Here is a 21,422-nt window from a genome sequence, read left to right as displayed (position 1 = left end):
TTCCTGGAGTGCCGCACGGATGCGCGGCGGTGCGGGGGAGATGGAGCGTTATGAAATCGATGCGTGATCCGTCAATAAGGTGGCAAGTGGCGACCTGCCATGGTGGTGCGATGTCATCCAGCGCAGTGGGCTTGCCTTCTCTCTGCGGGAGAAGTGCCCGCGGGGGCAGAATCGACCTGCGCGGTTGGCAGATCGCTGTCGGCCGAGCCCAAGCGTTACCGCACACCCCCTCAGTCGTCGTCGCGCTCCATGCCGTCGGCGGCGGCGTTGAGTAATGCAGCAATCCGCGCGGTTTCTGTCTCGCTCCATTGCCCATGGCGCGCGAACAGGCCATGTTTGATGCGATGAATCGCATTGCGAATCGGGGCCGGCGTTTGCGACTTGATCAGCTCGCGCGCGCGCCGATGGGTGCGGGCCAGTGCGGCATCGAGCGCATCGCGTTGCTGTGCAACGTGGTCGCTGCCAGCGGCAGTGACCTGATAGCGCTTGCGGCCGGCATCCAGATCGGTGTGCACCCAGCCGGCGGCTTCCAGCTGCGCCAATGCCGGATAAATCGCACCGGCGCTAGGCGTGTACAGCCCTTTGAAGAGCGCTGCGATCTGCCGCATCAGCTCATAGCCATGGCGCGGGTGCTCGGCGATGAGCGCCAGCAGCAGCAGGCGCAGATCGCCGTGTTCCAGCGGGCGCCCGCGCACGCCGGCACCGCGGGCGCGGGCAGGCGCTGCATCGAGATCGGCCGTTGGGCTGACGGGCGGGCGCTGTTTCATTCGATATATCGAAGCATGGAGAAGCGATATATCGAAGTTGACCGATACACAAGCGCTCGGCTCTCAGATGGCTGACCGCCTGTCCGAACGCCAAAACCGGATGCTGCAACGCGGCTAGACACGCGTGCAGCTCATAATTACGATGTAATTACTTTGACATTACGGGATCGTCCCGGCGAGGCAGAGGCATGAGTCGACAGTGGGACACCCAGGCCGACAGCCGGCGTCAGCGATTGCAGCGGGCCGCCGCGCTGGCGCCGCAGGGGCGTGTGGTGGCTGCCGACGATGTCGTGGCGTTGCTGGAGGCGGTGATCGAGCCCGGCGACCGCGTGTGCCTGGAAGGCAACAACCAGAAGCAGGCCGATTTCCTGGCGCGTTGCCTCACCGAGGTGGATCCGGCGCGCGTGCATGACCTGCACATGGTGCAATCGGTGTTGTCGCTTGCCGCGCATCTGGATGTATTCGAGCGCGGCATCGCCAAGCGCCTGGATTTTTCGTTCTCCGGCCCGCAGGCCGCGCGCCTGGCCGGGCTGGTGAGCGAAGGCCGCATCGAAATCGGTGCCATCCACACCTATCTGGAATTGTTCGGCCGCTACTTCATCGACCTCACCCCGCGCATCGCACTGGTCACCGCCCAGGCGGCCGATCGCCACGGCAATCTCTATACCGGCCCGAACACCGAAGACACGCCGGTGATCGTGGAAGCCACCGCGTTCAAGGGCGGCATCGTGATTGCGCAGGTCAACGAAATCCTCGACACCCTGCCGCGCGTGGATATTCCCGCCGATTGGGTGGACTTCGTCACCCAGGCGCCCAAGCCCAATTACATCGAACCGCTGTTCACCCGCGACCCGGCGCAGATCTCCGAGATCCAGGTGTTGATGGCGATGATGGCCATCAAGGGCATCTATGCCGAATACGGTGTGGACCGGCTCAATCACGGCATCGGTTTCGACACCGCCGCGATCGAACTGTTGCTGCCCACCTACGCCCAATCGCTGGGGCTGAAGGGCAAGATCTGCCGCCATTGGGCGCTCAATCCGCATCCGGCGCTGATCCCGGCCATCGAATCGGGCTTCGTGCAATCGGTGCATTCGTTCGGCTCCGAGCTGGGCATGGAGAACTACATCGCCGCGCGTCCGGATATCTTCTTTACCGGCGCCGACGGCAGCATGCGCTCCAACCGCGCGCTGTCGCAGACCGCCGGGCTGTATGCCTGCGACATGTTCATCGGCTCCACCTTGCAGATCGATCTGCAGGGCAACAGCTCCACCGCCACGCGTGACCGCATCGCCGGCTTCGGCGGCGCGCCCAACATGGGCTCGGATGCGCGCGGTCGCCGGCATGCCAGTGCTGCCTGGCTCAAGGCCGGGCGCGAAGCGGCAACGCCGGGCGAGATGCCGCGCGGGCGCAAGCTGGTGGTGCAGATGGTGGAGACCTTCCGCGAACACATGGCGCCGGCATTCGTCGATAGACTCGACGCCTGGGAACTGGCCGAGCGCGCCAACATGCCGCTGCCGCCGGTGATGATCTACGGCGACGATGTCAGCCACGTATTGACCGAAGAAGGCATCGCCAACCTGCTGTTGTGTCGCACGCCGGAAGAACGCGAACAGGCAATCCGCGGCGTGTCCGGCTATACCGCGGTGGGCCTGGGCCGCGACAAGCGCATGGTCGAAAACCTGCGCGACCGCGGCGTCATCAAGCGGCCGGACGATTTGGGCATTCGCCCGCGCGATGCCACGCGCGACCTGCTTGCAGCGCGCACGGTCAAGGACCTGGTGCGCTGGTCCGGCGGCCTGTACGACCCGCCGAAACGTTTTCGCAATTGGTAAGGGCACAGCATGGAAACCCTGCGATATCGCTTTGATGGACAGCGCGGTGCACGCGCCGGGCTGGAACACGCGCTGGTCGGTGTCGTGGCCTCCGGCAATCTGGAAGTGCTGGTCGAGCGCGTGCCGCTCGAGGGCGCCATGGAGATCGAGATCCTCACCGCCGCACGCGGCTTTGGCGCAATCTGGCAGGCAGTGCTGGACGATTTCGCTGCACGCCATCCACTGCGCGATGTACGCATCAGCATCAACGATGTCGGCGCCACGCCGGCGGTGGTGAGCCTGCGCCTGGAACAAGCGCTGGAAGTGCTGCAGGGAGCTGACGCATGAGCCGCCCGCTCCACTGCGTAGGAGCGCACCCGGGCGCGACAGGCGTTCCCAATAACGCTGCGGTCGCGTCCAGGTGCGCTCCTCCGCAAGTCATCGGGAGTCGCACATGAGCACCGTTCCCATGGCCCAGCGCAGCTACTACGAAGCCGATGCCCGCGAACGTCTCGAGGGTCTGCTGGATGCCGGCAGCTTTCGCGAATTTGTTGGCCCGCGGCGTCGCTTGATCAGCCCGCACCTGGCACAACTGGACACACCCGGCGCCTTCGACGACGGCATCGTGGTCGGCGAAGGCACCTTGCGCGGCCGCAACGTGTTGATCGCTGCGCAGCAAGGCGCCTTCATGGGCGGCGGCGTGGGCGAAGTGCATGGCGCCAAACTCACCGGCCTGCTGGAGCGCGCCGCAAACACGCAGCCGGCAGCGGTGCTATTGCTGCTGGACACCGGCGGCGTGCGTCTGCACGAAGCCAATGCAGGGCTCATCGCCATTTCCGAAATCATGCGTGCCACCTTGGGCGCGCGTGCCGCCGGTGTGCCGGTGCTGGCCTTGATCGGCAGTGGCAACGGTGCGTTCGGCGGCATGGGCATCGTGGCGCGCTGCTGCAGCGCGGTGATCATGTCCGAAGAAGGCCGCCTGTCGTTGTCCGGCCCGGACGTGATCGAAACCGTGCGCGGGGTGGAAGAGTTCGACGCGCGCGACCGTGCGCTGGTGTGGCGCGTCACCGGCGGCAAACACCGCTACCTGCTTGGCGAAGCCCACACGTTGGTGGCCGATCGCATCGATGCCTTCGCCGATGCAGCGCTGGCCACGTTCGATGCGCTTACCGAAGCGACGGGTGAGGCCGCATTGCAGGCACTGGAGCATGCGCAGCAGCAGTTGACAGCGCGCATCGATGCCTACGGCGATTGCCGCGACGGGCTGGAGATCTGGAAGCGTCAAGGCATCGTCGATGCGCAGCGCCTGCCTCTGCTCGATACCGAGGCCTTTCTTGCCGCGACCGCAGACCGGAGCCTTCCATGGACCTGAGTCACTTGCTCGATCAGCTGTTTCCGCTCGGTCACGCCATCGCGCGCAACGACGATGTGCTGACCGGCAGCGCAACCACCGCCGCCGGCGATGTCACCGTGATCGGTACCGCCAACAAGCTCGAAGTCGGTGTCGATCACGCCTTGGCCCTGGCTGCCACTGTCTTGGCGAGTACCCGCGCATACCCGCAGCGCCCGATCGTGATGCTGGCCGACACCGCCGGGCAGCGGCTGGCACGGCGCGATGAATTACTGGGCATCAACGGGTATTTCGCGCACCTGGCACGTGCGCTGGAGTTGGCACGCACGCGCGGTGCGCGGCTGGTCACACTGGTTTATGGCGAATCGGTCAGCGGTGGATTCCTGTCGTTCGGGCTGATGGCCGACCATATCCATGCATTGCCCGATGCGCAGATCCGGGTCATGGATCTGCGTGCGATGGCGCGCGTGACCAAGCAATCGGTCGACACCTTGCAGGCGTTGAGCAAGAGCTCGCCGGTGTTTGCGCCGGGCGTGGAAAACTACGTGCGCATGGGCGCGGTGGAATCGCTGTGGGAGGGCGATCTGGCGCAGGCGCTGCTCGACGCACTGGCCGCGCCGGTCGACGGCGACCAGCGCCGTGCACGCGGAGCGCAACGCGGCGGGCGCACGCTGGCGCGCGATGTCGCCAGCGCCGTGGCTGCGGGCGAGGCCTGAGCATGGCCGGCCGCCACGCTCTGGTGTGGTTGCGCGAAGATGCGCAGTGGCAGGCCGTCACGCCTGGCGCGCAGCCACGGCTGCGGCAGTGGTTCGCGGCCGGCCTGCCAGCGGTGGTGGCGCGTGGCGATGGCAGTCAGGCACCCGGCAGCGTTCGGCTTGGCGTGCCGCTGCCGCCCAGCGAAGGCAAGCAGCGTCTGGCCCTGCAGGCGCACGTGGCCGATATCGCACGCTGCATTGCCCCACTGACACTGGATGCGGTGACGCCACAGGCGCCTGTCACGGTGCAGCCGGCACTGCAGGTCCTGCTCGCTCAAGCGCACGCGCATGCGTTGCGCCCGCACGTCTTCGGCAGCTTTGCCTGGCAAGCCCTGACCGGCCTGACGTACGTGCACGCGCAATCGGACCTGGATCTGCTGTGGCCCATCGAAACGCCAGAGCAAGCGTGCGCGCTGGTCACGCTGCTGCAGCGCTGGGAGCAGCAGCACGGGCTGCGTGCCGATGGCGAACTGCTGTTGCCCGAAGACAACGCGGTGAACTGGCGCGAGTACGCCGGCACTGCGCAACAGGTGTTGGTGAAATCCAACCAGGACTGCCGGTTATTGCCGCGTGCTGCGCTGTTTCCGATCCGGAATGCGGCATGAGCGCACAGCTGCAGCAAACCTGGGTTGCCGGTGCGCCTGCACTGCCGCGCGATGCTGCCTACCAGCTCGCACGTCTGGCGGTTGGCGCCCTGCATGCAGAGCTGGCCTGCGCGCCCAAGCCGGGCTTGGTGACGCCGTTCGACAGCGGCAGCCACACCGACATGGATGCTGCCACCTTCATGCGTAGCCTGTTCGCCTTGCGTGGCTATTTTGTCGCCATTGCCCAGGCCGGCATCAACCATGCGCCATTCGAGCGGCTCCGCGAGCTGGGTATCGGGGCCGAGTCCGCGATGTTGCGCGCCACCCGTGGCATCAATACGCATCGCGGCGCGGTTTTCAGCCTGGGCCTGCTCACTGCGCAGGCTGCACGCCTGTGGGTTGCGCAGCGGCGGCGACCCACTGCAGAACAGGTCTGCAATGGCGTACGCGCCTGGCGCGATGCATTGCAGGCTGCACCGTTGGATCTGCACAGCCATGGCCAGCGGGTGCGTGCGCAGTACCGCATCAGTGGCGTGCGCGAACACGCCGCGGCAGGGTATCCGGTGCTGCGCGAGATCGCCCTGCCTGCGTTGCGTACTGCGCTTGCGGGGGGCGCCACGCGTGAAGCGGCGCTGGTGCAGACCTTGATGCAGCTCATCGCCCAGGTGGACGATCTCAATCTGTTGCATCGTGGCGGGGCGGAGGGCCTGGCATTCGCCAAGGCGCAGGCGGCAGCCTTCCTTGCCGACGGCGGCGTTGCGCACCCGCAGTGGCGCGCGCAGTTGCATGCCATCGGCCAGCAGTTTGTCGCGCGTCGCCTGAGCCCTGGCGGCAGCGCAGATCTGCTGGCCTGTGCATGGTTCCTGCATCGGCAGGAGCTGGCATGAGCCGCGTTTGCTCGCTGGCTGCAGAACATGTGGTGCATGCGCAGGCGCACTGCCGCGGCGTTCTGCTCGCCGGCGCAACGCCGGCTGGCCTGCCCGCCGTCGCAACACACGTCGCACATTGCTCCTCAGTCGACCTTCGCATCCAGGTGTCTCGCCACATCGCTTGCAATGCGGAACACGGCAGCGTGCGCGCAAGGCATTTCTGCAAACACAGCCAGGCCACCGCATGAGCCTGGCCGTGCTCTGCCCGGGCCAAGGCGGCCAACATGCCGAAATGTTCGCGCGTGTCGGCGATGCGCCTGCGGCAGCCGCCGTCCTCGCCAGCGCACAGCGCGTGCTTGGCGCCGCACCACGAACACTGGCCGCAGATCCGGGCCGCTACGCCAATGCCATCGCACAGCCACTGGTCTGCGCCGGTACGCTGGCGCACTGGCAGGTGCTGCATGCGCAACTTCCCACGCCGCTGCTGGTGCTCGGCTATAGCGTTGGCGAGCTTGCCGCCCACGCGGTGGCCGGCGGCATGTCCATCGACACCTGCCTGCAGCTGGCAGCGACGCGCGCCCGGTTGATGGATGCGGCTAGCCCGCAGCAGGCAGGGCTGATGGCGGTGGTCGGTGTGCCCTTGCGCGCCCTGGAAACGCTGTGCCAGACGCACGGCGCAGCGCTCGCCATCATCAACGGCGACGATCATGCCGTACTCGGCGGCCCGCGCACTGCATTGCAGGCGCTTGGCGAGGCTGCCAGCGCACAAGGTGCGCGCGTCACGCTGCTGCCGGTCAGCGTGCCGGCGCACACGCCGTGGTTGAGCGCGGCTGCCGAAGGCTTTGCCATTGAACTGGCAACCGCAGACCTCGTCGCGCCCAAGTTGCGCGTCTTGGCAGGCATCGATGCGCGTGCGGTCGGTACGCACGCCCTGGTGATCGACACGCTGTCCAGGCAGATCGCGCAGACCGTGCGTTGGTACGACGTGCTGGTGCAAGCCGCCGAGCGCGGCGCACGCGTGTTTCTCGAACTCGGCCCCGGCAGCGCATTGGCGCGGATGGCGCGCGAGGTGCTGCCGGCATGCGAAGCGCGCTCGGTGGACGAATTCCACAGCACTCAGGGTGTTCTCGAATGGGTCACGGCTGCGTGCGAGCGCGCGGCATGACGGTCCGGCAGGTGCTGCACACGGTGTGACCCCAGGGTGGCGGGCGGCCATCCGTGTTGTACGCGTATCAGGTGTCTGGGAGGGCGCATGACCCCGCAAATTGCAACGATTCTTGGCTTGGTGATCATGTTCATCGTCGCCACCGCATTGCCCATCAACATGGGGGCGGTGGCGTTCGCGCTGGCCTTCATCATTGGCGGCGTGTGGGTGGGGCTGGAGGGCAAGGAAGTGCTGGCCGGCTTTCCCGGCGACCTGTTCCTGACCCTGGTGGGCATTACCTATCTGTTCGCCATCGCGCAGAAAAACGGCACCATCGATTTGCTGGTGCACTGGGCAGTGCGCGCGGTGCGGGGGCGCATCGTCGCCATCCCCTGGGTGATGTTCGTCATCACCGGGCTGCTGACCGCATTCGGTGCGCTGGGGCCGGCAGCGGTGGCCATCATCGGGCCGGTGGCGCTGCGCTTCGCCAAGCAGTACCGCATCAACCCGTTGATGATGGGCCTGCTGGTGATCCACGGTGCACAGGGCGGCGGCTTCTCGCCGATCAGCGTGTATGGCGGCATCACCAACAAGGTGGTCGAAAAGGCCGGGCTGGACGTCAGCGAGATGGCGGTGTTCCTCACCAGCCTGGGCTTCAACCTGATGATGGCGATCATCTGCTTCTGCGCCTTCGGTGGGTTGAAGCTGATGCGCCGGCAGGAGCTGTCGCTGGCCGATGCGCAGTACGTGGCGGTTGCCGGCGACCAGGCATCGCACCGCGGCTTCGCGATCGAAGGGCATGGCGCGCTGGTGGCGCCGGGCGGCGGCACCCTGTCCACCGACCCGCTGGCATTGGAGGCGGTGTTCATCACCCGCGACCGCGTGATCACCTTGATCGGCCTGCTGGGCCTGGGCGTTGCTGCGCTGATCTACAACCTCAACGTCGGCCTGGTCTCGATCACGGTGGCGGTGGCCCTGGCGCTGATCTCGCCCAACGCACAGAAGGGCGCGGTGGACGGCATCAGTTGGTCGACGGTGCTGCTGATCAGCGGCGTGGTGACCTATATCGCCGTGCTGGAAAAATCCGGTGCGGTGGACTACATCGGCACCGGCGTGTCGCACATCGGCATGCCACTGCTGGGCGCGCTGCTGGTCTGCTACGTCGGCGGTATCGTCTCTGCATTCGCCTCGTCGGCAGCGGTGCTGGGCGCCACCATTCCGTTGGCGGTGCCCTTCCTGATGCAGGGCCAGTTGGGCGCGGCCGGGGTGATCTGCGCGCTGGCCGTGTCCTCCACCATCGTCGATGTCAGCCCGTTTTCCACCAACGGCGCGCTGGTGGTGGCCTCGGCCGCCAAGGAAGAACGCGACGGCCTGTTTCGCCGCTTCCTGATCTACAGCGGCCTGGTGGTGTTGCTGGGGCCGCTGGCGGCGTGGCTGGTCTTCGTGGTGCCGGGCTGGCTGTGATGCGGTCCGCACGCCACAGCGCAGCGGGGCGCCCACGTAGAATGGGCGCCCCGACCCGATGCCGACAGCCTGCCCGCCATGACCCTCGCTCCTGATTCGCGCGCCTCCAAAAAGCGCGTGCCGCTGTACGAGGAAGTGGCCGAGCGCCTGCGTCAGAAGATCTACGAGTACGCGCTGCCGCCGGGCGAGTGGATCGACGAGCCGGCCCTGGCCGAAGAACTCGGCATCAGCCGCACGCCGCTGCGCGAAAGTCTCAAGCTGCTCGCTGCCGAAGGCCTGGTGCAACTGGATGCCGGCCGCGGTAGCCGGGTCACCCGGCTGACGCTGGAAGACCTCAACCAGTTATTCCCGGTGATGGCGATGCTGGAAGGCCGCTGCGCGCACGATGCGGTCAAGCGCATCGATGCGGCCGGCGTGCAGCGCCTGGAAGAGCTGCATGCGGCAATGGAAGCCGCATCGGCAGCCGGCGATGTGGCCGAGTATTACCGCAACAATTACCTGATCCACGAAACCGTGCAGCAGTACGCCGGCAATCCCTGGTTGATCCGGGTGACGCACGATCTGCACCGCATCTTGAAGATGCATCGCGGCCGTCAGTTGCTCACGCCCGGGCGCATGGCGCAATCGCTGGCGGAGCATCGCCAACTGATGGACTGCGTGCGACGCGGCGATGCCGAAGGCGCCGAGCGCACCATGCACGGGCACCTGCTGAGCCAGGGCCAGGCCCTGGCAGCGTATGTCGCGGCCGGCGGCATGTTGAACGTACCGGCGCCGTTGCCGCGGGTCGGTGGGGTGTAGACGTTGGCGCTGTCCGGGCGCATCACCACGCGCACCGGGATCGCACTTCCTTCTCCCATCGGGAGAAGGTGCCCGAAGGGCGGATGAGGGTACGTCGACACCCATCACCGGCAATGCCCGATTGCCAATCCCCCATCCCCGCCGCCTACTCCGCGCTCAACGCAAGCAAGTCTCCCACGCGTTCGATCAACTGCGTTCCGGCCAACCCGGCGAACACGTCCGGATGCGCATAGCCCCACGCCACTGCGGCAAACGGCAAGCCCACGACCTGTGCGGCTTCCCAGTCGGCGACCTGGTCGCCCACATACACCGCTTGCGACGCAGTGTGCCCGGTGGCACGTAGCACACGACGTAAGGCGCGTTGTTTGCCCAGCAGATGCGCGCCGCCTTCGATGACGGCAAATGTGGCGCTCAGCTCTGCGCCTAGCGCGCGCCGCACGTTCTCCACGGAGTTGGACGACACCACGGCCAGCCGGGTGCCCCGGGCATGCAGCGCGCTCACGGTGTGGGCAATGCCGGGAAACAACGCCACCGGTGGCGCGGCGCGCATGAGCCGGATGAAGTCGGCCGCCACCCATGGCACGCGCCACGTGCTCAGGCCCGATGCCTTGAGCAATTCGCGCGTGCTTAATCGACGGGCATCGTCGACTTCATGCGCTTGCGCCGCGCGAAAGCCATGCCGTTCGGCCAGCAGCCGCTGCGTGCTCAGGAAAAAACCAAACGAATCGGCAAGCGTGCCGTCGAAATCGAAAATGAGCAGTGCGGGCATGGCAACGCGCAGGGCAGGGCGTCATAGCCTAACCAGGGATGATGCCGGCACCCACGCACACAGGTCCCCACATGTGCGCGCAGGCGACGTCACGCGGTAACAGCAACGTGGCGCGCAGTCGTCAGCTCCGGAGGAAGGCCCGCAGCGCCCGCCCGGCGGCGAGCGCCGTCGGTAAGACAGCTGCGCTCAGGCTTCGGCGAAGTGCGGCACGATCGGCGCATCGCTCTGCGCGCTCTGTTCGATCACCTTGCGCTGCATCGCAGCCAGGTACGCGTCCAGCTCTTCGGTGGAGGCGAACACGTCGCTCAACGGCACCGCCTTGACCATGTCGAAGACCTTGCGGATCTGCGGCTGCGGGTTGCTCACCAGCACCTTGCCCTGGCGCGTGGCCAGCGCCTTGCGCGCCTTGAAGATGCAGCGGATGCCGGCGCTGGAGATGTATTCCAGTGCGCTCAGGTCCAGCACCAGCGTGGTGATCAGGGTGCCCAGCAGCGGCGACAGCGCCGCGTCCAGATCCTGGTAGGTGTGGGTGTCCAGGCGCCCGGTCAGGATGACGCGTTGACGGGTGTCCTGCGGCGGGTCGATCTGAATGGCGAGCGTGGTCATGACAGGGCCTCGGGGACAGGGGCGTACGGGTGCAGCAGGGTGACGCGCACGACGTTATATGCACCATCGCGGCGGTAGTCGATGTGATCGGCGAACTGATGGACCAAAAACAACCCCAGCCCGCCGATGGCGCGGTCGTCGAGCTCGTCGGTCACCTCGGGCAGGGGCGCGGCGCAGGGGTCGAAGGCGCTGCCCGCATCGTGCATTTCCAATACCAGCGCCTGGGCGTCCAGCTGCAGCTGCAGGCGCAGCGGCTGTGCGGCGCACTGGCCGTGGGTCAGTGCGTTGCAGCCGAGCTCTTCCACGATCAACCGCACCTGGCCGATGCGCTCGGCGTGCAGGCCCTCGAGCGTGAGCGACTGTTCCAGCGCATCGTTGGCGCCGGCCAGCTGGGCCAGCGATGGCGCGATGGCCAACTCGAGCTTCATGCAGTCGTTGCCTTTCCGGGCGCGTCCCGGCCAGCGTGTGCGACCCGCCCAGCATGCTCCTGGCGCAGCCGGATCGCCAGCAGCGTGATGTCGTCGTACGGATCGGCCGTGCCGGTGAAACGGGCGATATTGGCGATCACCGCCTTGCACTGCGCCGCCGCGCTGCGGCGCGGGTGCAGCGCCGCCAGCAACCGCTCCAACCCGTAGCTGGCGCCGCGCTCGTCCATCGCCTCGGTCACGCCGTCCGTGTAGCCCAGCAAGGTCTGCCCGGCGCTCATGCGGCCCTGCAGCACCGGATAGGACTCCTGCGGCTCGATCCCCAGCGGCGCGCCGGTTTCCAGCGGCAACGGCCGTGCCGTGCCGTCGATATCGATCAACAGCGGCGGCTCGTGCCCGGCGCTGGCCAGCCAGTAGTCGCCGCTCACCACGTTGATCAGGCCGCACAGCACGGTGGCGAACATGCAGGTCTCGTTGTTTTCGGCCAACCGCGTGGAGGCGGCGATCAAAATCGCATCCGGGCGCGTGTACCGCCGCGCGGCAATCTCCAGCACGCTCACCGCGCGCGCCATGAACAAGGCCGCCGGCACGCCCTTGTCGGAGACATCGCCCACCACGAACCACAGCAGGCCCGGTTCGGTTTCCACGAAGTGGTAGAAATCCCCGCCCACCGCCTTGGCCGGCTCCAGCCACGCGCAGGTTTCCAGATGCGAACTGGCGCGGTCGAAGGTGCGCCCGGAAGGCAGCATCGCCTGCTGGATTTCGCGCGCAATCTGCAGCTCGCTGTGCATGCGTTCGCGCGCGGCGGTCATCTCGCCGATCTCGGCGATGTGGTAGCGGATCGCATCGCGTGCGCTGTCGAAGGCGCGTGCCATCACGCCCACCTCGTCGTCGCGTTCGATGTGCGGTAACGGGTACTCGAATTCGCCACGACGAAAATGCTCGGCGGTGTCGGTCAGTTCTTCGATCGGTCGCGTCAACTTGCGCGTGATCCGCCGCATCAACCACCACCACACCATGGCGCCCAGCAGCGCGGCCAGCGCCACCCATGCCGCCAGCCAGTTCAGGCCGGCCAGCACGTAGCCTTCGGAGGCCGACAACACGAAGGTCCAGCCGCTGCGCCCCACCGCTGCGCTATGGGTCAGAAAGCGCTCGCCGTCGGGCGCGGTATGCGAAAACGAAATCGGCTGGCCGGCTGCCACGGCGCGTTGCAATGGCCGCAGATCCGGGCGCGAACGGGCCACATAGGCCGCGAGCGAGTGGCGCAGATTGAGTGCCGGGTCGGGGCTGAAGACCAGCACGCCTTCCGGCGACAGCAGCATCGGCTGGATGCCGATATCGCGCGGCAGCTGATCGATGATCTCGTGCAGGTGCTGCAGCGGCAAATCCACGCTGACCATGCCCACCGGTGCGGCATCGGGCGCATCGCCGGGCCGGCGCAGCGGCAGGTTGTAACTGGTGTAGAGGCCGCCGCCATTGGCGTCCATGTAGGGCTCGGACCACCATGCCCGGCCCTCGCGCTGGGTACGCAGATACCAGGGCATCGCGCGATAGTCGTACCCCAGTTCCAGCGCGGATTTTTCCGCCACGCGTGTGCCGTTGCGATGCACGTACCAGACAAACCCGCTGTCGCCGGCCTTTTGCGTGCGCCGCTCGATGATCAGGCGCGCTGCACCGATATCCGGATCGCCGGTGAGCGTGGCCAGCAGCAATGCACGCAAATTGAACGGCTGCAGGCCGACCCCGCCGCTGCTGGCTGCCAACGTGCGCCCGCTCACCTGCACCGAATCCAGCATCGCCGCCAGGCTGCGCGCAGTCTGTTCGGTCAGGCCATCCACCTCGGTGCGCGCCGCGTCCACCAGCTCGGCGCGCGCGCCCAGGTAGAACACCGTGCCCAGTACCGTCAGCAAGGCCACCAGCACCGCGGTGGCCGCCAGCAGCACACGCATGCGCAAGCTGCGACGCCACGGCATGCGCGCGGCAACCGATGTCCGGGATGGCAGTGATCGCGGGCGATTGCGCATGGCGCACTCTTCGTGGCAGCAGCTGCGCTGGATCATGGCAGCTTTGCTGCCATGCACAACTCTCTAGCAGCCTCATCCTCACGTGGTCGCGATTGACCGGCCGAACGCGAGCGGACTAGATTGGCCGCCCACCTGCCACGGAGGCCGGCCTTGCGCCAGATGTTGACCCCAAGCCTGCTGGCCCTTTTGCTTACGGCCTGTAACTCCCCGGAGACCAGCATGACCCAGACCCATTCCTCCGCCACCGAGGCCACTGCAGCAGCCGACGTTCAGGCCGGCGGCCGCGGTCTTGCCAGGTTGAATCCGAGCCCGCGTAAGGCCTACGAGGTCACGCTCACCTTGGACAAGGCGCCCGGCGCGTTTGGCCTGGTGGAGGCTGCGGCGCAATACGATGTCAGCAACGAGCAGGAATGCGGCAGGATCCAGCCGGAAACCGGCACGGCCGGCCGCATCACCAGTCAGGAAACTGTGGCGCTCAAGAAGGTTTCCGAGACCGAGTACCGCGGCACCGTGTATCTGGATCTGATGCAGGACGAGGACTACTACGGTCGCGGCGTGTGCCACTGGGAATTCAGCGGCGCCAGCGTGCTGCTCAAGGCCACCGGTGCCGAAGAAGAGACGCGGTTCTTGTCGTTTATCGAAGCCAAGACGGTGACCGCGCAGCAGGCGTTGACCAGGTACTACTGGAAAGACGGCTATCCGCGCTCGGAATCCAAGAGTTTCCCGGACACCGGCGAGCTCAGCCCGGAGACGTTCAAGCCTGAGATCCGCGACAATCTCTTCACCATCACGCTGGCTGCCAAGGAAGTTGCGCCATGAGCATCCCGTCACCGCAATACGCCGGTTTATCCGAGGACGCCTACAAGGATCGCGCCGTTGGTCGGCGTGCACCGGGGCACGAAGAGATCGTCACGATCGAGGGGGAGCGTTACGCCGTTCTCGATCACGTCAACAATCAATCCAATGGCTACCAGGGCACGGTTTACCGCCGCGAAAGCAGTGGCGAAATCGTGGTTGCGCATCGGGGCACCGAGGGCGCGGTCAATGACGTGCTCACCGATGCCACCATGGTCACCTCGCGGACCAATCCTCAGGCTGCCGATGCGCTTGCGCTGACCAAGAATGCGATGGACATCGCCAAGGATGTCGGCAAGCGAACCGGCCATCAACCGGAAGTCACCGTCACCGGCCACTCGCTCGGCGGTGCGCTTGCGCAGGTGTCCGCACACCACTACGACCTCAAGGGCGAAACCTTCAACGCGTACGGCGCGGCGAGTCTGAGTTACCGCATTCCGGAGGGTGGCAATAGCGTGATCAATCACGTCATGGCATCGGACCCGGTCAGCGCGGCATCGCCGCACTTCGGGCAGGTACGCATGTATGCCAAGCCCGATGAGATCGCCACCTTGAGCGGTGCCGGCTACAGCAACAGCAAGGCGAACTTCCTGATCCCGGATTACCCGCTGGTTGCTGCCGGCGGCTCGCTCGGGGCCCACAAGCTGGGCAACTTTCTGGGCGAACATTCTGCGCTCAGGGACCCCAACGCGCGCCCGCTTGCCGAGCAGAACAAGCGCATGATCGAGGAGTACCGCAGCGATATCGATGGGCTGCGCACCGGTACCACCATCCTCACGCGTAGCGCGCGCGGACTCGGCCAGGACGCCATCGACGCCATCCGCGGCCCACTCGCGCCGGGCGAGCCGGCCAAACGCGACCCACGCGAGCATGGCAACGGCCACACCTCCTTGCGGATCGATCAACCCGGGCACGTGGGCAATGGCCTGTTCCAGGATGCCCAGCGCGGCGTGCATGCGCAGGACGCACGTGCCGGGCGCACGCCCGACCAGCACAGTGCGCAGTTATCCGGTTCGCTCGCATCGGAAATGCATGCCGCCGGTGGCCGGCGCATCGATGCGGTGATGATGAGCCCGGATGCCGCACGCACCTTCGCCGTGCAGGGCCGCGTCGACGACCCGGCACAGCTGCGCGTGAGCGTGGACACCATGACGGCAATGAATACTCCGCTGGAACAGAGCAGCCAACGCGTTGCCGAGAACGCGGCGCGTCAGTCGGCGGTATTGGAACAGCAACAATCGCAGACCCAGCAACAGCAGCAGGGCGCACGCGCACTGGGCTAAGGGGAGCGGGGCATGGAGCTGCCGCGTTTGCGTGCAGTGACACACCAGGCTGCCGCCCATGCCACACGCCGCCCGGACTGCACATCGCCACCATCGAACGTTGCATCAAGACGCCGGGCCTGCCCGGCGTTTTTGCGTTCGTTCGCGCAGTAACGCGCACCGCCGCTGCTGCATCTGCACAACAACCGGGCCGCACGAGGTGTGCGAACGCAAGCTTTTCCTGCGTCGAGATATGCCACAACTCACCCGTACCTATAGCGGCCTCAACCGGGCTGTACGGCCATGCTTGAATCGCCGCGGATTTGCAGCGATGCACGGCCAGGCACTTGTCACGCTGCGCACGCGCGCACGAGACAAGGCAGCGGGATCAAGCAAGGCGCCACCCGGCGCGACACTCATCGATCAAGGGAGCGTTCCATGACCATTTTTTGCAGGCACTACCACCGTGTATGGCTCATCTTGCTGCTGTCTCTGTGCAGCGCCGGCGTCAGCGCGCAAGGCATCGCCAAAGGCGCGGACGTCAGCTGGCTCAATCAACAGGCCGCCAACAATCCGCCGCAGGTCTTTCGCGATGCAGCCGGCAACACCACCGACTTCATCAAGCTGTTCAAGGATGTCGGCGGCAACGCCATTCGCCTGCGCGTATGGGTCAACCCGTCCGGCGGCTGGAACGATGGCCGCGACACCCTGGACAAGGCCAAGCGCGCCGCCGCGCAAGGCATGCGCATCATGATCGACTTCCATTACAGCGACAGCTGGGCCGACCCGGGTAAACAGACCAAACCTGCGGCATGGGCCGGCCACTCCGTCGCCCAGCTCAATACCGATGTCTACAGCCACACCCAGGGCATCCTCAAATATCTCAAGGACAACGGCATCACCGTCAGCTGGGTGCAGGTCGGCAACGAGATCAATAGCGGCATGCTGTGGAACGAGGGCAAGACGCCCAACTTCGCCACCCTGGGCCAGTTCATCAACAGCGGATACAACGCCACCAAGGCGGTGTATCCCAACGCCAAGGTCGTCGTGCATCTGGCCAATGGCTACGACAACGCCAACTTCCGTTGGTTCTTCGACAATCTGCGCTCGGCTGGCGGCAAGTGGGACGTCATCGGCATGTCGCATTACCCCCCCGTCGGCAGCTGGCCGGATTACAACAGCCGCCTGGACACCAACATGCGCGACATGATTACGCGCTACGGCAGCGATGTGGTGATTTCCGAGGTCGGCATGGACTGGCAGCATGCGGCCACCACCCGCGCCATGCTCAGCAACCTGCTTAGCCGCAGCAGCAGCATCGGCGCGCGCGTCCTCGGCGTGTTTTATTGGGAACCCAATGCCTACCCCGGCTGGCAGGGCTACACCATGGGCGCAGTCAACAACAACGGCCAACTGACCGAAGCGCTGCAAGCGTTCTGACCAGCATGCTCCTACGGGGCGGCGCCCGCCGTGGGGGATGTATTGGCGCGCACCCGCTGACCACGCCATCGCGTAGGAGCGCACCCGGGCGCGACAGGCATTACCGAGAAAGCCGTCGCGCCCAGGTGCGCTCCTACGGGGCATGTACATCGGTCCATTCCCTGCGGCAGCGGCCGTCCATCGCCCGCCGCTGGCCCTCATCCTTTGGTCGTACATCGGCAGCGCCCGCTGTGCCGCACCGTCGTTCCAGCCGGCACCGAGGCCCCACTCGGCGCACGACAGCGTCCCATTCCATACGCCCCCGTAGCGAGGAATGGCAACAGGTGCGTGCGGTACACTTGGGGGTTCACGAATTCACGATGTCGACACACCCGCGGGGTGTGTCCCCCGGGAGCGCTAATGAACTGGTTGAACGAAGTGCTGCACAACGATCCGAACCCGCTCGAGACGCAGGAGTGGCTCGAATCGATCAAGGCCGTCATCGACGTCGAAGGCCCTGAGCGCGCCCATCAGCTGCTGGAAGGCATGGTCGAACAGACCCGCCGCGCGGGCGCCTACCTGCCGTTCTCGCCCACCACCGAGTACGTCAACACCATCTCCCCGGCCAACGAGGCCAAGCACCCCGGCGACTCCGCGCTGGAGTGGAAGATCCGCTCGATCATCCGCTGGAACGCCATGGCCACGGTCGTGTGCGCCAACCGCAAGCCCGGCGACCTGGGCGGCCACATCGCCTCGTTCGCCTCCAGCGCCACGCTCTACGACGTGGGCTTCAACCATTTCTGGCGCGCGCCCTCGGACAACCATCCGGGCGATCTGCTGTTCATCCAGGGCCATAGCGCCCCGGGCATCTACGCCCGCGCCTTCCTCGAAGGCCGCATCAGCCAGTCCCAGCTGGACAACTTCCGCATGGAAGTGGACGGCCAGGGCATCTCCTCCTACCCGCACCCGTGGCTGATGCCCGAGTTCTGGCAGACCCCCACCGTGTCGATGGGCCTGGGCCCGCTGGCCGCCATCTACCAGGCGCAGTTCATGCGCTACCTGGAAAACCGCGGCCTGATCGAGAAGTCCGACCGCAAGGTGTGGTGCTTCATCGGCGACGGCGAGAGCGATGAGCCGGAAACCCTCGGCGCCATCGCGCTGGCCGGCCGCGAAGGCCTGGACAACCTGATCTTCGTGGTCAACTGCAACCTGCAGCGCCTGGACGGCCCGGTGCGCGGCAACGGCAAGATCATCCAGGAACTGGAAGGCGTGTTCCGTGGCGGCGGCTGGAACGTCATCAAGCTGCTCTGGGGCGGCTACTGGGACGCCCTGCTGGCCAAGGACAGCGACGGCGTGCTGCGCAAGCTGATGATGGAAACCGTCGACGGCGAATACCAGAACTGCAAGGCCTTCGGCGGCGCCTACACCCGCGCCAATTTCTTCGGCAAGTACCCGGAGACCGCGGCCATGGTGGCCGGCCTGTCCGACGACGACATCTGGCGCCTGAACCGTGGCGGCCACGACCCGCACAAGGTGTACGCCGCCTACCACCAGGCCGTGAACACCACCGGCATGCCCACCGTGATCCTGGCCAAGACGGTCAAGGGCTACGGCATGGGTTCGGCCGGTGAGGCGCTCAACCCCACCCACCAGACCAAGAAGCTCGACGACGCGGCGGTCAAGCACTTCCGCGACCGCTTCAACATCCCGGTGACCGACGCCCAGCTGGAAGACGGCCAGGTGCCGTTCTACCACCCCGGCGAAGATTCCCCGGAAGTGCAGTACCTGAAAGAACGCCGCAGCGTGCTCGGCGGCTTCCTGCCCTCGCGCCGCCCCAAGGCCAGCAAGTCGTTCGTGGCGCCCACGCTCGACAAGTTCGAGCGCCTGCTCAAGGACAGCGGCGAGCGCAGCTATTCCACCGCCATGTCCTTCGTGCAGAGCCTCAACATCGCCCTGCGCGACAAGGAACTGGGCCCGCGCATCGTGCCGATCGTGGCCGATGAGGCGCGCACCTTCGGTATGGAAGGCATGTTCCGCCAGATCGGCATCTATGCCCCGTTCGGCCAGAAGTACAAGCCGGTCGATGCCGACCAGCTGATGTACTACCGCGAAGACCAGACCGGCCAGGTGCTGCAGCAAGGCATCAGCGAGCCGGGCGCCATCGCTTCGTGGATGGCCGCCGGCACCAGCTACTCGGTCTCCGACGTGCCGATGCTGCCGTTCTACATCTACTACTCCATGTTCGGCTTCCAGCGCGTGGGCGACATCGCCTGGCAGGCAGCGGACATGCGCACGCGTGGCTTCCTGCTCGGCGGCACCGCCGGCCGCACCACGCTCAATGGCGAAGGCCTGCAGCACGAAGACGGCTTCAGCCAGGTCATCGCCGGCTCGATTCCGAACGTGCGTAGCTACGACCCGACCTTCGGCTTCGAAGTCACCGTCATCATGCAGCACGGCATGAAGGCGATGATGGAAGACCAGATCGACGAGTACTACTACATCACCCTGATGAACGAGAACTACGCCCACCCCGGCATGCCGGACGGCGCAGCGGAGGGCATCATCAAGGGCATGTACCTGCTCAAGGATGCCGGCAAGCCCAAGAAGGGCGAGCTGCGCGTGCAGCTGCTGGGTAGCGGCACCATCCTGCGCGAAGCCATTGCCGCCGCCGAGCTGCTGGACAGGGACTTCGGCGTCACCGCCGACATCTGGTCCTGCCCCAGCCTCAACGAAGTGCGCCGCGACGGCTACGCCGTCGAACGCTGGAACCGCCTGCACCCGGAGACCGAACAGCGCAAGCCCTACGTCACCCAGCTGCTGGAAGGCCGCCAGGGCCCGGCCATCGCCGCCACCGACTACGTGCGCGCCTTCGCCGACCAGATCCGCGCCTTCGTCCCGATGACCTACACCGTGCTCGGCACGGACGGGTTCGGTCGTTCGGATACGCGTGCCAACCTGCGCCGCTTCTTTGAGGTCGACCGCTACTACATCGCGCACGCGGCGATTGCCGCGCTGGCGAAGGATGGCAAGATGACGGGCAAGGATGTGGCTAGGGCGATCAAGCAGTACAAGATTGATCCTGAGAAGGCGAATCCTGTTGGGGTTTGATGCGCCGGAGTCGCCCTTGCCTTCACACGGGAAGGGTCACAGGCTCGGTCTCTGTACCACCACCATAGTTATCAATGCTTTAAGACAGAACCGGCCTTGGCCGGTTCTGTCGCAAACTGTAGAGTAATTGCGCATGGTCTCACTGGAATCTCCGGAAGGCAGCGGCGAGCTGCCCAGGCGGGGAACAAGTGACCTTCCGCTGCTATGCTCACGGCTATCGGCAAGGACGCCTTCGGTGAGAAGCTCGTTGCCAAGGCCTATCCCCGGAGTCTTCTGTGAGCATTCAGTTTTTCCCAAGTGAAGTTGCTCTGCGCGCTAATCCTAATGCGCGCCTTCTCTTCGACCATCTCCGCGAGTCTGAGAATGCTCTCGGTCTCACCAGCGCCCTTCTCTTCTTTAACTTTCCTCTTTTCAGAGAGGAGGAGAAGCTTCTTGTATCCGATTTGGTTTTGATCTCTCCCGAGCATGGCGTTCTTTTGATCTCAACTCCGTCAGGTGTGATCAATCGGGCGCAGGAGCAGTTGGATGGCGCGTTCAGTCAGGTGCTATCGCGTCTGGTGCGATATCCCAAACTGCGGCGAAGTCGTGGGTCATTGAAGTTCTCTCTTGACGCGTGCCTCTGGATTCCAGAGGGCGGGCAAGGTGAATCGGTGGTTTCTGGCTTCGCGAGCTTTGACGAAGTTCTTAAGGGGCTTCGTCTCCCAGAAACTATGCCAAACGACGTATTCCAAGAGCTGGTTTCGACCTTGGATGGCTCTAAGGCATTACAGAAACCGAAAGAGAGACCCGTCAGCGAATTTCCGCCAAGTGCTAAGGTGCATACCATAGTAAGTTTGGAGGAGGAGATCCGCCGATTCGATAGGGATTAGCGGATCGCCTACATGAGTGATATCTCTGGGCTCCAGCGAATTCAAGGCCTAGCCGGGTCGGGGAAGACCGTCGTTCTCGCCCTCAAGGCTGCAATGATGGCTATCAGAGATCTCGACGCCAAGATCGTAGTCACCTTTTTCACCAAGAGCCTTTATCAGCATATTAAACAGCTGATCACGCGTTTCTATCGAATGCATGAAGATCGAGACCCTGATTGGACAAAAATCCAGGTTCTGCATGCATGGGGCGGCGCCACCATCGATGGGCTCTATTATCAGACGGCTAAGCGGTTTGGCCATCCTCCACTGAATTTTGCCCAGGCGCAGCGTATATCCCCGAGGCAACCCTTCGGGGCCATCTGCAAAGCACTGCTGGACGATGGAAATGTAATGGCGACTTACGACTATGTATTAGGGCCTGTTAACACATCCGAAGCCCATCAACGACTAGGACGAAGCTGAGGAATCCAAGGAACATGACATCCAGCTTCTCGAAGCGCGAGAAAATCCGGCGGTAGCCTTTCAAGCGACGGAACAGT

20 protein-coding genes and 1 pseudogene are annotated in these 21,422 nt (G+C 65.4%); 15 read left to right on the top strand and 6 right to left on the bottom strand.

What is annotated here, in order from left to right; all coding sequences use genetic code 11:
- Positions 1-230: 230 nt before the first annotated feature.
- The gene (locus tag F7R02_RS18685; RefSeq protein ID WP_078590877.1) at positions 231-767 is read right to left on the bottom strand and encodes a PadR family transcriptional regulator; all 537 of its coding nucleotides are present in this window, start codon (positions 765-767) and stop codon (positions 231-233) included.
- A gap of 188 nt (positions 768-955) precedes the next feature.
- On the opposite strand from F7R02_RS18685, the gene mdcA reads away from it, so the two are divergent.
- From mdcA to F7R02_RS18640, 9 genes are all read left to right on the top strand, one after another.
- Positions 956-2,602, top strand: a complete 1,647-nt coding sequence (gene mdcA, locus F7R02_RS18680) for a malonate decarboxylase subunit alpha (protein ID WP_078590875.1) — start codon at positions 956-958, stop codon at positions 2,600-2,602.
- Positions 2,603-2,611: 9 nt separating this feature from the next.
- A complete protein-coding gene (gene mdcC, locus F7R02_RS18675) occupies positions 2,612-2,929 on the top strand; it encodes a malonate decarboxylase acyl carrier protein (protein ID WP_008577475.1) in 318 nt (105 codons plus the stop codon).
- Between the two features lie 121 nt (positions 2,930-3,050).
- A complete protein-coding gene (locus F7R02_RS18670; protein WP_078590873.1) occupies positions 3,051-3,953 on the top strand; it encodes a biotin-independent malonate decarboxylase subunit beta in 903 nt (300 codons plus the stop codon).
- On the top strand, positions 3,944-4,648 hold the full coding sequence (gene mdcE, locus F7R02_RS18665; RefSeq protein WP_008577480.1) for a biotin-independent malonate decarboxylase subunit gamma: 705 nt from the start codon (positions 3,944-3,946) through the stop codon (positions 4,646-4,648). The genes F7R02_RS18670 and mdcE overlap by 10 nt, the downstream gene beginning before the upstream one ends.
- A gap of 2 nt (positions 4,649-4,650) precedes the next feature.
- On the top strand, positions 4,651-5,292 hold the full coding sequence (gene mdcG, locus F7R02_RS18660; RefSeq protein ID WP_057681115.1) for a malonate decarboxylase holo-[acyl-carrier-protein] synthase: 642 nt from the start codon (positions 4,651-4,653) through the stop codon (positions 5,290-5,292).
- Complete coding sequence (gene mdcB / locus F7R02_RS18655; RefSeq protein ID WP_078590871.1) at positions 5,289-6,158, top strand: triphosphoribosyl-dephospho-CoA synthase MdcB; 870 nt, start codon at positions 5,289-5,291, stop codon at positions 6,156-6,158. The genes mdcG and mdcB overlap by 4 nt, the downstream gene beginning before the upstream one ends.
- A 226-nt stretch (positions 6,159-6,384) precedes the next feature.
- Positions 6,385-7,305, top strand: coding sequence for a malonate decarboxylase subunit epsilon (gene mdcH / locus F7R02_RS18650; RefSeq protein ID WP_078590869.1), 921 nt, complete (start codon positions 6,385-6,387; stop codon positions 7,303-7,305).
- Between the two features lie 87 nt (positions 7,306-7,392).
- Positions 7,393-8,748: an SLC13 family permease gene (locus F7R02_RS18645; RefSeq protein ID WP_011346235.1), complete on the top strand. Its 1,356-nt coding sequence runs from the start codon at positions 7,393-7,395 to the stop codon at positions 8,746-8,748.
- A gap of 78 nt (positions 8,749-8,826) precedes the next feature.
- Complete coding sequence (locus F7R02_RS18640; protein ID WP_003483271.1) at positions 8,827-9,546, top strand: GntR family transcriptional regulator; 720 nt, start codon at positions 8,827-8,829, stop codon at positions 9,544-9,546.
- Positions 9,547-9,691: 145 nt separating this feature from the next.
- On the opposite strand, the gene F7R02_RS18635 is transcribed toward F7R02_RS18640, so the two are convergent.
- The 4 genes from F7R02_RS18635 to F7R02_RS18620 form a co-directional block, all read right to left on the bottom strand.
- The gene (locus F7R02_RS18635; protein ID WP_078590867.1) at positions 9,692-10,315 is read right to left on the bottom strand and encodes an HAD hydrolase-like protein; all 624 of its coding nucleotides are present in this window, start codon (positions 10,313-10,315) and stop codon (positions 9,692-9,694) included.
- 186 nt (positions 10,316-10,501) lie between these two features.
- Entirely contained in the window at positions 10,502-10,921 is a 420-nt protein-coding gene (locus tag F7R02_RS18630; protein WP_003483275.1) for an STAS domain-containing protein, read from the bottom strand.
- Positions 10,918-11,349 carry an ATP-binding protein gene (locus tag F7R02_RS18625; protein WP_003483278.1) on the bottom strand — a complete coding sequence of 144 codons (432 nt, stop codon included), beginning with the start codon at positions 11,347-11,349 and terminating at the stop codon, positions 10,918-10,920. Before F7R02_RS18625 ends, F7R02_RS18630 begins: the two co-directional genes overlap by 4 nt.
- Positions 11,346-13,406: a SpoIIE family protein phosphatase gene (locus tag F7R02_RS18620; protein WP_139371065.1), complete on the bottom strand. Its 2,061-nt coding sequence runs from the start codon at positions 13,404-13,406 to the stop codon at positions 11,346-11,348. The genes F7R02_RS18625 and F7R02_RS18620 overlap by 4 nt, the downstream gene beginning before the upstream one ends.
- 183 nt (positions 13,407-13,589) lie before the next feature.
- Here F7R02_RS18620 and F7R02_RS18615 point away from each other — a divergent pair, with 183 nt between their 5' ends.
- From F7R02_RS18615 to F7R02_RS18590, 6 genes are all read left to right on the top strand, one after another.
- Entirely contained in the window at positions 13,590-14,189 is a 600-nt protein-coding gene (locus F7R02_RS18615; protein ID WP_005929410.1) for a hypothetical protein, read from the top strand.
- Positions 14,186-15,508, top strand: coding sequence for an XVIPCD domain-containing protein (locus F7R02_RS18610; RefSeq protein ID WP_078590864.1), 1,323 nt, complete (start codon positions 14,186-14,188; stop codon positions 15,506-15,508). Before F7R02_RS18615 ends, F7R02_RS18610 begins: the two co-directional genes overlap by 4 nt.
- A 417-nt stretch (positions 15,509-15,925) precedes the next feature.
- Entirely contained in the window at positions 15,926-16,927 is a 1,002-nt protein-coding gene (locus F7R02_RS18605) for a glycosyl hydrolase 53 family protein (RefSeq protein ID WP_078590862.1), read from the top strand.
- A gap of 399 nt (positions 16,928-17,326) precedes the next feature.
- Complete coding sequence (gene aceE / locus F7R02_RS18600; RefSeq protein ID WP_078589800.1) at positions 17,327-20,014, top strand: pyruvate dehydrogenase (acetyl-transferring), homodimeric type; 2,688 nt, start codon at positions 17,327-17,329, stop codon at positions 20,012-20,014.
- A 275-nt stretch (positions 20,015-20,289) separates the two neighbouring features.
- Positions 20,290-20,883, top strand: coding sequence for a hypothetical protein (locus F7R02_RS18595; protein WP_139370922.1), 594 nt, complete (start codon positions 20,290-20,292; stop codon positions 20,881-20,883).
- 12 nt (positions 20,884-20,895) lie between these two features.
- The gene (locus F7R02_RS18590; RefSeq protein WP_139370923.1) at positions 20,896-21,345 is read left to right on the top strand and encodes a DEAD/DEAH box helicase; all 450 of its coding nucleotides are present in this window, start codon (positions 20,896-20,898) and stop codon (positions 21,343-21,345) included.
- Here the strand turns inward: F7R02_RS18590 and F7R02_RS18585 are convergent.
- Positions 21,305-21,422 (bottom strand): annotated as a pseudogene (locus tag F7R02_RS18585) (IS5-like element ISCARN85 family transposase); the annotation flags it as partial. The gene F7R02_RS18590 and the pseudogene F7R02_RS18585 overlap by 41 nt on opposite strands.

Source organism: Xanthomonas cissicola, from assembly GCF_008801575.1.
Taxonomy (GTDB): Bacteria; Pseudomonadota; Gammaproteobacteria; order Xanthomonadales; family Xanthomonadaceae; genus Xanthomonas; species Xanthomonas cissicola.
Note: the sequence above shows the minus strand (reverse complement) of the source record. Positions and strands in the feature narration are given on the sequence as shown.